The organism is Brevibacillus ruminantium (assembly GCF_023746555.1).
GTDB lineage: Bacteria > Bacillota > Bacilli > Brevibacillales > Brevibacillaceae > Brevibacillus > Brevibacillus ruminantium.
The window spans coordinates 623,817-637,500 of record NZ_CP098755.1; the positions used below are offsets into that span (position 1 = coordinate 623,817).

The window sequence follows — 13,684 nt, forward strand, 5'->3', positions numbered from 1 at the left end:
CACGCTTCAAAACGATTCTGCGGAACTAGTCTTCGGAAAGCTCGCTCCATTCCTCGTACAGACGCTCCAGCTCGGCGCGGGATTGTTCGATTTTGTCGTTGCGTTCCTTGGCGAGGACGTGATCAGAGTACACTTCTGGCAGGCATAGTTCCTCCTCCCAGACCAGAATCGCCGCCTCCTGCTCCTGAATCGCCGCTTCGATTTCTTCCAGGCGGCGCTGTCTCTGCCTCTCGCGCCGCTTGGTTTCCTTGTCGCGCTCGTAGCTTGATTTCTCTGGCTGTTCGGGCGCTAAGGATTGTTTTTTTGAACTGAGGGCTTGCTGTTCGGCTGCGATTTCGGCCAGCTCCTGCTTCTTCTCCATATAGTAGTCGTAGTTGCCCAAATAGCTGGTTACGCCATCCGGGGAAAGCTCCAGAACCCGGGTGGCTATTTTATTGAGAAAATAGCGGTCATGGGACACAAAGAGGATCGTGCCCGGGTAATCGTATAATGCGTTCTCCAAAACTTCCTTGCTGAAAATATCAAGGTGGTTGGTCGGCTCGTCAAAGATCAGGAAGTTGGCCTCTTTCAGCATCAGCTTCGCTAGCGAGACACGAGCGCGCTCTCCTCCCGAAAGGTCGGAGATGCGCTTCTGTACATCATCTCCGGTAAACAGAAAGTTTCCGAGCAGGGTGCGTACGTCCCTTTCCAGCATCAGCGGGTACTCGTTCCAAATCTCATTCAATACCGTATTCTGCTCGCTGAGGTTGCGATGTTCCTGGTCATAGTACCCGATTGTTACGTTACTGCCGAATTGAATGCTTCCGGTGATGGCCGGCAACTGCTCGACAATCGTTTTCAGCAGCGTTGATTTGCCAATTCCGTTGGGTCCAACAAGGGCGACACGCTCTTCCCGTTCCAGCTCAAAGGTCAGGTGACGGGAAAGGACGGCATCCGGGTAACCGATGCTGACATTGGCTGCCTTCATCACCACATTCCCGCTCATCTTGGCCACATCAAAAGAAAAGCTTACCGACTTGTTATTCATGATCGGCTTGTCCAGGCGATCGATCTTTTCCAGCGTCTTGCGTCTGCTTTGGGCCCGTTTAGTCGTCGTGGCGCGAGCGATATTGCGGGCGATGAAATCTTCCAGCTTGGCAATCTCCTCTTGCTGCTTTTCGTACCGCTTCAGATCCTGTTCCAGACGGGCTGCTTTTTGATCGAGGAACTGGCTGTAGTTGCCCGTATACCTTGTCGCGCGTGTCCGTTCGATTTCGTAGACCACAGTCACCAGCTTGTCCAAAAAGTAGCGGTCATGGGAGACTACGAGGATTGCACCCTGGTAATTTTGCAGATAGCCCTCCAGCCAGGTGAGCGTCTCGATGTCCAGATAGTTCGTCGGCTCATCCAAAAGCAGGATAGAGGGGGCCTGAAGCAGCAGCTTGGCCAGAGCCAGCCGCGTCTTTTGTCCGCCGCTCAGCGTTTTGATCGGGGTCTGGTAGTCAAAGTCAGCGAAGCGCAGACCGTGCAAAACCCCCCGGATCATTGCTTCGTAGCCGTAACCGCCGCGTTCTTTGAAGGATTCCAAGCGGCGGGAGTAGTCCTCCAGAACCTGCTGGTAGCGCTTCTCGTCCTGTAAAATAGCCGAGTCGCCCATCATGGCTTCCAGCTTGCGAAGCTCCTGTTCTTCGATTTGAAAATGGGCAAATACGGTGAGCATTTCATCCCAGATGGAGCGCTCCGATTCCAACCCGCTGTTTTGAGCCAGATAGCCGAGCGTCACCTCTTTCGGGATTCGTACGGTTCCGCTGTCATGGCTGAGCTGTCCTGCCAGGATTTTCATCAGCGTGGATTTTCCAGCCCCGTTGACACCGACCAGTCCAACTCTCTCTCCTGTTTGAATTTGCAGAGAGATGTCTTGTAAAATAACTTCAATGCCATAGGCTTTTTGTATATGTTCGGCTTGCAGTAAAATCATCGTTTCCACCTCTTTATCGTGCCGTAACGGACCGCCGTCGGTTGCAGACCATTTCTGCATATGCCAGGCGGATTTATGTTCATCATGCGAGTTTCGTTCGCAGGCGAGGCTGCTGACCCAAAGCTCGTTCCCGCTCTTGTTCAAGTGTAGCGTAGGGACCGTGTCAGGGACAAGCCTGCCACTGGAGGAAATCAATTGCTTGTATGAGAGGAGGGGATCGCTCTGTCGTTTCTGGCTGAAAAGAAAGACCTGCGGAAACGGTTGCTTGCGGAAAGGGCAGCCGTTGATACAGCGGTTCGGAGCAGGTGGTCCGAGCAATTTTGCCGTGCCCTGTTGTCATTTGACCAGTTGCGGGATTGCCAAACCATCATGGCCTTCTATCCTTTTCGCGAAGAACTGGATATTCGCGCCTTTCTAGAGAGAGCGCGTGAACGTGGGAAAGAGATCTGGCTTCCGCTCACGCTTCAGGCAGAGCGGAAAATCGTTCCGTATGTCTATACCGGGCCTGCAATGCTGAAGCAGGGGGCCTATGGGATCTGGGAGCCTGATCCGGATCAGGCAGTTGCGGGGCATTTACCAGATCTGGACGCTGTGCTGGTCCCCGGGGTGGCGTTTGATCCATATGGAGGACGCATGGGGTATGGGGCAGGCTATTACGACCGATTTCTTTCTTCGCTATCCCGCCGTCCGCTGCTGATTGGCTGTTCCTTTGAGCTGCAGGTAATCCCGCAGGTCCCGATGGAGCCCCACGACATCCCGCTCGATTACCTCGCTACCGAAACAGGCATTCGACCCCGGATCAGAACCGAATGATAGATTCAAATTATTACCTGCCCAAGTTTGTGTCAGGATTGCGTCAATTGGCCCAGCCCTATCTACAGAAATGAAAAAAACGTGTACAATACCTTCAAGAACTATTGGAGGAATGGTCTGTGAAAAACTGGAAAATCGGCGTCATTTCGGCAAGTGATTCCATCGCAAGGGGAGAGCGGGAAGACAATCGGATTCCGATTATCCGCAAGCTGACAAAGGAATGGCTGCAGGCTGAGGTATCTGTATACCGGGCAGTGACGGATGATATGGAAGATTTGAAGGAAAATATGATTGAATGCGTGGATCGTGAAAAATGCGATTTGCTGATTGTGACAGGAGGTACGGGCCTCAGTCCCCGTGATGTGACGCCAGAAGTGACCGCATGGGTCATGGACAGACCCGTTCCAGGACTTGCAGAGGAAATGCGTCGTGCCGGGTTGCAGCAATCCCGCCGCGCGATGCTGACGAGGGCCGTCGCGGGTACCAGGGGGAATTCATTAATCATCAACCTGCCGGGGAATCCCAAAGGGGTCGAAATCTGTTTTAATGCGATTGGCGATATGCTCTCTGACGCCCTGCACATTTTGCAAGGAACCGGACAGGCTAATGAAGATTGGGGAGGATTGGGTTGGTAGAAAAACCGAAGCTGAAGGAAGTGCCTGTACGAGAAGCGATTGGCATGATGCTGCCCCATGACATGACACAGATTCTGCCGGGAGAATTTAAGGGACGATTGTTTAAAAAAGGCCATATTGTCACAGAAGCGGATATCGAGCCTTTGCTTTCGATCGGAAAAGAGCATATCTACGTATTGGAAATGCCGGATGGCTTTATCCATGAAGAAGAAGCCGGCCTGCGAATTGCTCGCGCGGTTTCAGGCAGGGGTCTCACCCTGACAGAGCCGTATGAAGGAAAAGTGTCGATGAAGGCAGAACACTTGGGACTGGCCAAAGTAAACGAAAAGGCCGTCCATGCACTGAATGAGCTGGAAGGCATCGCGTTTTCCACTATTTACAGTGATCAGGTGGTACAATCTGGCCAGACAGTAGCTGCTACCCGGATCATCCCTTTGATTATGGAAGAAGTACGGATTGAACGTCTCGAGGAGCTGGCTCGCCAGTTTTCCGGCGGGATTGTCGAAGTGAAGCCGTTTCTTCCGAAGCGAGTAGGATTGGTGACGACAGGCAGCGAAGTTTTCTCGGGAAGGATTTCTGACAAATTCGGTCCTGCCATCCGCAAGAAGGTAGAAGCGCTGGGCTCCACGGTTGTCGAGCAACGGTTTGCACCCGACGACAAAGAGCTGATCGAGCAGGAGATTCATCGTTTTCTGGAAAGTGGAGTCGATCTGATCCTGGTGACGGGCGGGATGTCTGTTGACCCGGATGATCGCACGCCGGGAGCGATCGCAGGAACCGGCGCACAGGTGGTTCGCTATGGAACACCCATGCTCCCAGGCTCGATGCTGATGGTGGCGTACAAGGGGGAAATTCCCATTCTGGGGCTGCCAGGAGCGGTTATGCATGAACCCTTTACTTCATTTGATGTCTTTTTGCCTCGAATACTGGCTGGAGAAAAAATAATCGACGCTGACATGACTCGTTTGGGATATGGCGGATTACGCAAGTGTTAGCTGGTTACACTGTGAAATGACAGGAAAAAAGGAGTGGAGCGTATGAATGGAATCGGAATTCCTGGTCTTATTTTAATTTTGGTGCTGGCGCTGGTATTGTTTGGACCCAAAAAGCTTCCGGAATTGGGACGTGCTGTGGGACATACCTTGAAGGAATTCAAGAATGCGACACGTGGTCTCACACGGGACGATGACGACGAAGAAGACAGCAAGCAAAAGGAAAAGACGGCAAATGCAAATGCGGCTGTCGCTACTGCTGAAAAGGATGTCATCGACCGCGAGAAGCTGGAGAAAGAGATCCGGGAACGGCTGGAACGCGAACGCCTGGAAAAAGAGATTCGGGAAAAGCTGGAGCAGGAGCGCTTGCAAGCAGAGATGGCAAAGCAAGCGGAGATGGCACAGCAAGCAGAGAACGCGCAGCAAGCAGAGACGGCACAGCATAAAGCGTAAGCCGGATAAGGTGGTTGTCAATGTTGGATGATCGCGAAATGACTGTAGTAGAGCACCTGACGGAATTGCGCAGGCGCATCATCTGGGTGCTGACGGTATTTGTTCTGGCTTTGATTGTCGGCTTCTGTTTTGCCGGTTCGTTGATCGAATACCTGAAAGAAAAGCCGATTGCAGAGGGAGTACCGTTGATCTCACTACACCCCTCAGATACACTGCGGGTCTACTTGCAGGTTTCCTTTTTGGCAGGGGTGATCGTGACGCTGCCCGTCGCGTTGTATCACATCTGGCGGTTTGTCTCTCCAGGGCTTCAGCCCCATGAGCGCCGGGGGACGCTGTACTTCATCCCGGCTGCTTGTTTTCTCTTTATCGTCGGGATTTTGTTTGGGTACTATGTCGTCTTCCCGATGGTCATGCTCTTTGTGACGGGCGTGTCATTGGGCATCGATGTCAAACCCAATTACGGGATCGGCGAATACTTCGAGTTTTTGTTCAATCTGATTATCCCGTTTGGACTTCTGTTTCAACTCCCGATTCTGGTTATCTTCCTCACCAAGATCCGTATCTTAAATCCGCTGCGGCTCGCCAAGATGCGCCGGTTTGCGTATTTTGGCCTGGCGATCGTGGGCATTGTCCTGACGCCTCCGGATATCGTCAGTGATTTTTTGGTGATCATTCCGTTATTGCTTCTGTATGAGATGAGCATCTGGCTGTCGAAGATCGTATACCGCAAGCAGTTGCAGGAACAAGAGAATTGGGAAAAAGAATATGCAGTGGAAGCGGATGAGGCCGTCCGTTGATATGAGAAAAATCTTCTGCCGACAGGTGGAAGATTTTTTTTGCGTGGACATACTAGTACGGGAAATAGGGAGGTGACGAAACATGTGGCGAAGAGCTTTTTTATCCCTGCTTCTAATGACTCTGTTGTGCGGGCAGACGGCAGTCTATGCGGATCAGACAGAGGAGATCCAGGGAGCGGACGAAATCGCCGCCGAGCAAGTTGAACTTTTTGACACGGACAAGGAGCGTGTCATCCAAACCTATCAAAATACGACCGACTTTCAACAAGAGGCGCAAAGCTTGCTGCAAAGCGTCAGTGGGAGAGTGATGGACCTGGAGCCGTCGTTGTCGCACGCCATGATCGTTAAAATTCCGCTGGCCCCACCGCAAAAATTGGTCCATCCACAAGCCAGGATCGATGCGATGATTGCCAGCGTGTTTGTGATTATGCCAAAAGAGCGCGGCCACCGTCCGTGGATGATCCTGCATACCAAAGAAGAGGAGACGCTGGTCGTTGAATGTACCGGTGAAGTGCAGAAGCTGCGTCAGTTGACGAAACTGCGCGAGATACCGAAATAGCGGGGGCAAGCGGCAGGGAAACAGAAAGCCCGACCGTCGCAAAAAAGGACGGATCGGGCTTTTTGGACTACTGTATGGGAGTCAAAAACGCTTGTGTATAGTAATCTGCGACGACACCGACCCCCAGGTGAGAGAAGTTCTTTTCCATTACGTTTTTGCGGTGTCCGGGGCTGTTCATCCAGCTTTCATGCGCTTCAATCGAATCGGGGTAACCGGCGGCGATATTTTCACCGGCCATGCTGTAAGAGAGACCAGCTTTGCGCAGGCGTGCAAAAGGGTCCATACCCGTCGTGGCGGAAACGTGATCGAAAAAGTCGTGCTGCAGCATATCGCGGCTATGCCCTCTGGCCACCTGTGCAGCTTGTTCATTCCATTCAATCGTCGGCAGCTTGTAGCGATAACGAATCGCATTCACCAGGTCGAGCACCTGCTTTTCACGGGCGAGGTTTACCTGTTCCTGCTGCTTGATGTTGAGAGGCGGCGGATCAAATTGGGGAGTCTCCCCCTGATACGTCCAGCGTGTCTCATAGTAACCGCCTCTCATCAGCACCAGCGTATCGATCAGACGGATTCCTGTCACCTTGTCACCGTTTTGCTGGTCCAGATAAAAGATGCGCGGGATGCCGTTTTGGATGACCAGCGGGCGAGAGTCCTTTTGATTGGTAATCTTCACATTCGCACGCTCTATGGTAAAGGAGACGACTGACTGCAAATCGTACTGCCGGCTCAGTGTGGTCAGACTGGTGCCAATGCCGACTTGGCCCAGCCGGACCTCTGCTGCATTGGAATACAGGTCGACGACTTTGCCGTTCATGATCCCGACCTGAAGATAGCGGGCGGGATTCTGATTGTAGATCAACCATTGATAGCCAAGGCTGCTGGGCTCTTCACGAGCGGGCTTACCGAGCCGTTTCCTCACCTCGGACTCTGCCATGCCGAGAGAAATCTCAAACAAACTGGGCGCAGCAGACTCCTTGGCGGATGCGGCGGGTGCGGAAGCCGCAGCGGGCGAGTCAAAGGAGGGCAGCGTATCTCCAACCAGCGGTGCATCCTGTGAAACGTCCCCAGGGCTGTTCTTCTGGTCAGTGGAGGTTTCCTGCGGGGGATTGAGAACAGGAGAGCCGGCGGGAGCTTGTCCGAGAGAATCTGGCGCGCCCTGTTTTTCAGTCTGGCGAGAAAGCGGGAGCAGAGACGCATCCTTTGCGGGATAAAGCCGGACGATTCCCACTGCCAAAAGAGCGAACGCGCCGATCAAAAGCCATTTTCGCATGCAGATGTCCTCCTTTGAAGTGCGGTGATTCTAGGTTTTTCTCTATGATTATATGAGAGTGCAGAATTGATAGAACAGAAACACAAAAGTGTTGGCCGCAAGCGATCACATCCCATTTTATGAAAAACGTCAAGACGTTCCAATCTCCCGATGAAAGGGGACGTATTTCATAGAAAAACATCAGACGTGAAAATGGACGCCTTTCGATTGGAAAATTGTGAGGGAAAATACTTGCAAAGTACATAGCGATTCATTATTATAGGAGTTGGGTGTTAGCACTCCATCGTAGTGAGTGCTAACAACGAAAAAACTTCTTGAACATACATTTTTGAGGAGGGTGTTTTTTGTGCTGAAGCCATTGGGTGACCGTGTAGTACTCGAACCAATTTCCAAAGAGGAAACAACCGCAAGCGGCATTGTGCTGCCTGACACTGCGAAAGAAAAACCGCAAGAAGGTCGTGTTGTCGCTGTTGGTTCTGGTCGCGTTTCCGACAACGGAGAGCGCATTGCTTTGGAAGTAAAAGAAGGCGACAAGGTAATTTTCTCCAAATACGCCGGCACCGAAGTGAAAGTGGACAACAAAGAATACCTGGTGCTTCGCGAATCCGACATCCTGGCAATTATCGGCTAAGGATCTTTCTTCAAAGGTACAATCCATTAGAACCGTATACACATAACGCAGGAGGTTGAGTAGAGATGGCAAAACAAATCAAGTTCTCTGAAGATGCTCGCCGCGCGATGCTCCGCGGTGTTGAAACATTGGCGAATGCCGTTAAAGTAACCCTCGGTCCAAAAGGCCGCAACGTGGTTCTGGAGAAAAAATTCGGTTCCCCGCTCATCACGAATGACGGTGTAACGATCGCGAAAGAAATCGAACTGGAAGACGCTTATGAAAACATGGGTGCTCAACTGGTGAAAGAAGTAGCAACCAAAACCAACGATATCGCGGGTGACGGTACTACGACTGCAACCGTTCTGGCATATGCCATGATCCGTGAAGGTCTGAAAAACGTAACAGCTGGTGCTAACCCGATGGTAATCCGTCGCGGGATGGACAAAGCGGTTCGCGCTGCTGTGGAAGAAATCAAATCCATCGCGAAGCCGGTAGAAAGCAAATCCGCTATCGCGCAAGTAGCAGCGATCTCTGCTGACGACAAAGAAGTAGGCGAACTGATCGCTGAAGCAATGGAAAAAGTCGGCAAAGACGGTGTCATCACTGTAGAAGAATCCAAAGGCTTCACGACTGAGCTGGATGTCGTAGAAGGTATGCAATTCGACCGCGGCTATGCTTCTCCGTACATGATCACCGATACGGACAAGATGGAAGCGGTTCTGAACAACCCATACATCCTGATCACTGACAAGAAAATCTCCAACATCCAGGAAATCCTGCCTGTTCTGGAGCAAGTCGTACAAAGCGGCAAACCGCTCCTGATCATCGCAGAAGACGTAGAAGGCGAAGCGCTGGCTACACTCGTAGTGAATAAACTGCGTGGTACCTTCACAGCTGTAGCTGTAAAAGCTCCTGGCTTCGGCGACCGCCGCAAAGCTATGCTGGGCGACATCGCGACTCTGACCGGTGGTGAAGTAATCACCGAAGAACTGGGTCTCGATCTGAAATCTACCCGACTGGAACAACTGGGCCGTGCAGGCAAAGTTGTTGTTACCAAAGAAAACACAACGATTGTGGAAGGCGAAGGAAACAAAGCAGAGATCGACGGTCGCGTTTCTCAAATCCGTCAACAAATCGAAGATACTACTTCCGAATTCGACCGCGAAAAACTGCAAGAGCGTCTGGCGAAACTGGCTGGCGGCGTAGCAGTGATCAAAGTCGGTGCAGCTACGGAAACCGAACTGAAAGAAAAGAAACTGCGCATCGAGGACGCCCTCAACTCCACTCGCGCTGCTGTGGAAGAAGGTATCGTACCTGGTGGTGGTACCACTCTGATCAACGCCATCAGTGCGGTTGAAAAAGTGGTAGCAGAAGGCGAAGAGGCAGTAGGTGTACAAATCGTTCTGCGCGCGCTGGAAGAGCCAGTTCGTCAAATCGCTGCTAACGCAGGTCTGGAAGGCTCCGTTATCGTTGAGCGCCTGAAAAAAGAACCTGTAGGCGTCGGCTACAACGCTGCTACCGAAGAGTGGGTAAACATGCTCGAAGCAGGTATCGTAGACGCTGCAAAAGTAACGCGTTCCGCTCTGTCCAACGCAGCATCTGTAGCAGCAATGTTCCTGACTACAGAAGCAGTTGTGGCTGACAAACCAGAAGAAAACAAAGCACCTGCCGGCATGCCTGACATGGGCGGCATGGGCATGATGTAAGAAACGGCTATCCGTTTCGAAAGGAGACAGACTTTCGGGTCTGTCTCTTTTTTTTTGCACACCGGAACGGACCATTGGTATAATTTTTGCAATTGAATAAAAATGCGCTGAGCAACGAATCTGACAGAACGGAAGGTGAGCATAGTTGAAAGAATTGATCATGCATGAGTTAGACAAATACAAAGAACAACTCTGGGAGATTAGTGACTATCTCTATCATCATCCTGAGCTGGGTGATCAAGAATACCTGGCAGTTGAAAAGTTAACAACATTATTAAAAGAGAATGGATTTTCTGTAGAAGTTGGGATCGTCGGCAGACCTACTGCGTTTCGGGCCATCTATGAGAGTCAGATCCCGGGACCTTCTGTTGCCTATCTTTGCGAATACGATGCACTTCCCGAAATCGGGCACGGCTGCGGACATAATTTGATTTGTACGATGAGTCTGGGAGCGGGATTAGCCCTCAAAGGTGTGATCGATCAAATCGGGGGACGTGTCGTCGTGTTAGGTACTCCAGCCGAGGAAACCAATGGGGCAAAAGTTGACATGGCACAGCAAGGGATCTTTGATGACATTGATGTAGCGATGATCCTGCATCCTTCAGGAGAAAGTTATGAAAGCGGGGTCTCACTTGCGATCGATGCCATTCAATTCGATTTTCGCGGGAAGACCAGTCACGCAGCGGCCGCTCCTCATCAAGGGATTAATGCGCTTGATGCCGTCATCCAAACTTTTAATGGAATTAACGCATTGCGCCAGCATGTCACCTCTGATGTGCGCATTCACGGCATCATTAAAGAGGGAGGGGTAGCTGCCAATATTATTCCTGACAGAGCGATTGCCCAATTTTAAGTCAGGGCCAGAGAGCGGGATAATCTGAATGAAGTGGTCGAAAAGGTTAAAAACATCGCACATGGTGCTGCGTTGATGACTGGAGCAACGCTTGCGATTAGCAATTATGAAATAAGCTATGACAACATGATCACCAATCAGGCCCTTTCGGCGGCGTTTGTGAACAATGTAAAACAGGTAGGCGTTTCAGATGTACATCCAGCCCGCTCAAGCTATGGGTCTATTGATATGGGAAATGTAAGCCAGGTAGTTCCTGCCATCCATCCCTATATCGGGCTGGATTGTCCCTCGCTTGTCGGTCATACGAGAGAGATGGCTGACCTCACAATCACCGAAACAGGGCATAAGAAACTGATTCAAGGTGCCGCTGCGCTCGCCTTGACAGGATATGATGTTATTACAGACAAAGCATTGCTGGAGCAAATCAAGCAAGAATTCGAGAATCGAAAGAAGAGCAGAGAGTCATGATCTTCGATTGCAATGTTTGCTGGAGATAGAAGTATGGCTGGAGACTGAGCTTTGCATCTGTCTCCAGCTATTCTTTTGTCTTCATGCACGTTATTCATCTTCCAGTCCTTTTTTCATTCCCCGTTTTTTTCTGGGCATTGCCTGGACTACTTTTTTCATCGATGAAGTAATATTTAGTATTTTCGAAAAATACTATTAAACAATACTTCAATCATAATCTTGCACGTCATGATCACAACGAAACGAGCGTGGAGGAGATTGTGCGATGAGAAAAATGGCGATGTCCCTGATTACCCTGTTGTTGGTTTTCTTTCTGGCTGCCTGTAGTGGCGGTCCTCCGGCAGCTACATCTGATGGAGGACCGGCGACGTCCACACCGGCCGCAGAGTCACCCAAAAAAGACCCGGTCGAACTGGTGATGTACAGCTGGCGTACGGAAGACAAAGATGCCTACACGAAGATCATTGCAGCGTTTGAAAAACAGAATCCCCACATTAAGGTTAAATTCAAGCCTTTCAAGTCGACGGAATACAATACGATCCTGACCAATACACTGACGGCCGGATCAGGGGTGGATATTCTGCAGCTCCGTCCGTATACCATCGCGACTTCCATTGCGGATGGCGGATACCTGTTGCCCCTCGACGAGATCAAAGGGGTGAGCGAAATTGCCAAGGATTATCTGGATGCGGCACGTGGAAGTGACGGCAAGGTCTACGGCGTCCCCCTGTCGATTAACTCGGCGATCATTTTCTACAATAAGCAGTTGTTTGCTGATCACGGCGTGCAGCCGCCGGAAACCTGGGATGAATTTATTGAGGTATGCAAAACATTGAAGGACAAAGGCATTACGCCCATCGCTCAATCCGGCAAGGCCGCCTATCTGCTGTCCATCGCCCATAGTATCTTCGTCCCGAGCTCTTTGGGAGGAAATGACGCTGTTGAGCAGATGCTGAAGGGTGATCTCACCTTTACCGATCCCGCTTTTCTCGATTCGATCAAGCAGATGCAGGAGCTGGCTCCCTACTTCCCGCAGGATTTCATCGCCATTGAAGACAAGGACGCGCAAGCCCTCTTCTACACCGGCAAGGCGGCTATGTATATCAATGGCAGCTATCGTCTGGAAACCTTTGAAAAGTACAATCCGGACATGAAGCTTGATTTTATTCCTTCATTGGCTAAGGAAAAGGGGGGCGATACTCCCATGGTCAACTGGGTGGACGGCTCGATTGCCAAAGCGACCAAGCATCCGGAAGAAGCAAAGGTCTTCATAGAATTCCTCGCGTCCCAGGAATTCGGTCAGATGTTCAGTGATGAGCTAAACCGACTCAGTGCCATCCCGAATGTCACCCCGAAGGACCCGCTGGTGCAGAAAATGACGCAATTAAGCGAGAAAAGCATGGTGCCATTTTTAATGCTGGTCCATTTTGGAGAAGGGACGCCTACGACCAAAACAACGTTCGAAGATTCTCTCCAGGGCATGTACATCAACAAATTGACGGTGGAGCAGGTGGCTGAAGCGACGAAAGCCTCTGCAGACAAGTGGTTCAAACCCGCCAAGTAGGACTGTATAGCAAGTCAACATAGCGGTACAGTCAAGTCGGCTGCTTGACTGTACCGTTTGTTATCAGCTGCTGTCAGCGCTGTATAAGGGCGGAATGTTTGCCGGTTTTGCCAAAAGGAACGATGTAAATTGCGTCGAGGGACTTCAAAGATATGGTGTCTGAAAAAAGTGTCTAAGTGGCCACGGGAGGGGGAAACGGCTTGTCCGTATGGGGAAAATCGACGGAAGCGAAAAGGCAGCGCAGGGTGATTCAGGGGATTAGAAAAGTGAACTGGCAAAAGCAGTTGGTCCATCTCTTCCTGCTGCCAGCGCTGGTGTTCTATGTCTGTTTTCAGGTGTATCCGATCTTTTCGGCCTTTTGGAACAGCTTTTTCTCATTTAAGGGGATGCAGCGGGATTCGTTCATCGGCTTGGAAAATTTTGTCCGGCTGTTTACTGAATCACCGTTTAAAGAGATGTTTTACCGCGGCTTCGGGCACAATGTCATTTTTTTTATCGTCACGGTCATTTCCAAGCTGGTCGTTGCCTTCCTCCTGGCCCTTTTGATCAACAGCAAGATCCGGGGGAAAGAATTTTTTAAAACCGTTCTTTTTTTGCCCAAGCTGCTTTCCGTCATTGTCGTTGGCTTTTTGTTCAGCTTGATTTTAAATCCCACCTACGGCGCTTTGAATACGTTCTTGAAGTTTGTCGGGCTGCAGGAGTGGACGCGGCCATGGCTGGGAAGTCCTGACACCGCCCTGTATACGATTATTCTCGTGAATAGCTGGTACGGTCTCGGGTTTGCGGTGCTCATCTTTTTGGCAGGACTGCAGGCCATCCCTTCGGAAATTTTCGACGCGGCCAAGGTTGACGGGGCGTCGGGCTGGACGATGCTCTGGCGGATCACGCTGCCAATGGCGATGCCGGCTGTGATGGTGATGACGATTCTGACCTTTATTGGCGCGTTTGAAACCTTTGAACTGATCTTTGCCATGCAGGGCTCGCAGGGAGGACCTTACTATTCG

General features: G+C 51.0%; 12 protein-coding genes and 1 pseudogene (1 of these 13 running past the window's edge). 11 read left to right on the plus strand and 2 right to left on the minus strand.

All coding sequences use genetic code 11. The features are described from left to right. Positions 1-25: 25 nt before the first annotated feature. Positions 26-1,957 carry an ABC-F family ATP-binding cassette domain-containing protein gene (locus NDK47_RS03240; RefSeq protein WP_251873512.1) on the minus strand — a complete coding sequence of 644 codons (1,932 nt, stop codon included), beginning with the start codon at positions 1,955-1,957 and terminating at the stop codon, positions 26-28. Between the two features lie 249 nt (positions 1,958-2,206). Here NDK47_RS03240 and NDK47_RS03245 point away from each other — a divergent pair, with 249 nt between their 5' ends. The 6 genes from NDK47_RS03245 (at position 2,207) to NDK47_RS03270 (ending at position 6,206) form a co-directional block, all read left to right on the plus strand. Then, positions 2,207-2,770, plus strand: coding sequence for a 5-formyltetrahydrofolate cyclo-ligase (locus tag NDK47_RS03245; RefSeq protein WP_256481563.1), 564 nt, complete (start codon positions 2,207-2,209; stop codon positions 2,768-2,770). Between the two features lie 119 nt (positions 2,771-2,889). Beyond that, positions 2,890-3,405: a MogA/MoaB family molybdenum cofactor biosynthesis protein gene (locus NDK47_RS03250; protein WP_251873514.1), complete on the plus strand. Its 516-nt coding sequence runs from the start codon at positions 2,890-2,892 to the stop codon at positions 3,403-3,405. Next, complete coding sequence (locus NDK47_RS03255; protein ID WP_251873515.1) at positions 3,399-4,400, plus strand: molybdopterin-binding protein; 1,002 nt, start codon at positions 3,399-3,401, stop codon at positions 4,398-4,400. The genes NDK47_RS03250 and NDK47_RS03255 overlap by 7 nt, the downstream gene beginning before the upstream one ends. Before the next feature lie 42 nt (positions 4,401-4,442). Next, positions 4,443-4,850, plus strand: coding sequence for a twin-arginine translocase TatA/TatE family subunit (locus NDK47_RS27685; RefSeq protein WP_305883366.1), 408 nt, complete (start codon positions 4,443-4,445; stop codon positions 4,848-4,850). Between the two features lie 23 nt (positions 4,851-4,873). After that, complete coding sequence (gene tatC / locus NDK47_RS03265; protein ID WP_251875943.1) at positions 4,874-5,647, plus strand: twin-arginine translocase subunit TatC; 774 nt, start codon at positions 4,874-4,876, stop codon at positions 5,645-5,647. An 82-nt stretch (positions 5,648-5,729) separates the two neighbouring features. After that, positions 5,730-6,206, plus strand: a complete 477-nt coding sequence (locus NDK47_RS03270) for a hypothetical protein (RefSeq protein ID WP_251873516.1) — start codon at positions 5,730-5,732, stop codon at positions 6,204-6,206. Between the two features lie 67 nt (positions 6,207-6,273). Here NDK47_RS03270 and NDK47_RS03275 read toward each other — a convergent pair whose 3' ends face one another. After that, positions 6,274-7,476, minus strand: a complete 1,203-nt coding sequence (locus NDK47_RS03275; protein ID WP_251873517.1) for a CAP domain-containing protein — start codon at positions 7,474-7,476, stop codon at positions 6,274-6,276. Between the two features lie 346 nt (positions 7,477-7,822). Between NDK47_RS03275 and groES the strand changes: the two genes are divergently transcribed. The 5 genes and pseudogenes from groES to NDK47_RS03300 all read left to right on the plus strand — a co-directional run. Next, entirely contained in the window at positions 7,823-8,107 is a 285-nt protein-coding gene (groES, locus tag NDK47_RS03280; RefSeq protein WP_003389758.1) for a co-chaperone GroES, read from the plus strand. Between the two features lie 65 nt (positions 8,108-8,172). Next, a complete protein-coding gene (gene groL, locus NDK47_RS03285) occupies positions 8,173-9,795 on the plus strand; it encodes a chaperonin GroEL (RefSeq protein WP_251873518.1) in 1,623 nt (540 codons plus the stop codon). Positions 9,796-9,940: 145 nt separating this feature from the next. Next, positions 9,941-11,116 (plus strand): annotated as a pseudogene (locus NDK47_RS03290) (M20 family metallopeptidase). Positions 11,117-11,381: 265 nt separating this feature from the next. Continuing rightward, positions 11,382-12,680 (plus strand): ABC transporter substrate-binding protein, encoded by a 1,299-nt coding sequence (locus NDK47_RS03295; protein ID WP_251873519.1) that lies wholly within the window; start codon positions 11,382-11,384, stop codon positions 12,678-12,680. A 200-nt stretch (positions 12,681-12,880) separates the two neighbouring features. Further along, positions 12,881-13,684, plus strand: the 5' portion of a protein-coding gene (locus NDK47_RS03300) for a carbohydrate ABC transporter permease (RefSeq protein ID WP_251873520.1). The gene runs 165 nt beyond the window's last position; the window shows 804 of its 969 coding nt (coding positions 1-804); the start codon lies at positions 12,881-12,883; its stop codon lies off the right edge, out of view.

What these genes read in the sequence shown, in the direction of transcription:
- groL (WP_251873518.1), top strand. Translation starts at nt 8,173, where the DNA reads ATGGCAAAACAAATCAAGTTCTCTGAAGATGCTCGCCGCGCGATGCTC.
- NDK47_RS03275 (WP_251873517.1), bottom strand. Translation starts at nt 7,476, where the DNA reads ATGCGAAAATGGCTTTTGATCGGCGCGTTCGCTCTTTTGGCAGTGGGA.
- NDK47_RS03295 (WP_251873519.1), top strand. Translation starts at nt 11,382, where the DNA reads ATGAGAAAAATGGCGATGTCCCTGATTACCCTGTTGTTGGTTTTCTTT.
- NDK47_RS03240 (WP_251873512.1), bottom strand. Translation starts at nt 1,957, where the DNA reads ATGATTTTACTGCAAGCCGAACATATACAAAAAGCCTATGGCATTGAA.
- NDK47_RS27685 (WP_305883366.1), top strand. Translation starts at nt 4,443, where the DNA reads ATGAATGGAATCGGAATTCCTGGTCTTATTTTAATTTTGGTGCTGGCG.
- NDK47_RS03270 (WP_251873516.1), top strand. Translation starts at nt 5,730, where the DNA reads ATGTGGCGAAGAGCTTTTTTATCCCTGCTTCTAATGACTCTGTTGTGC.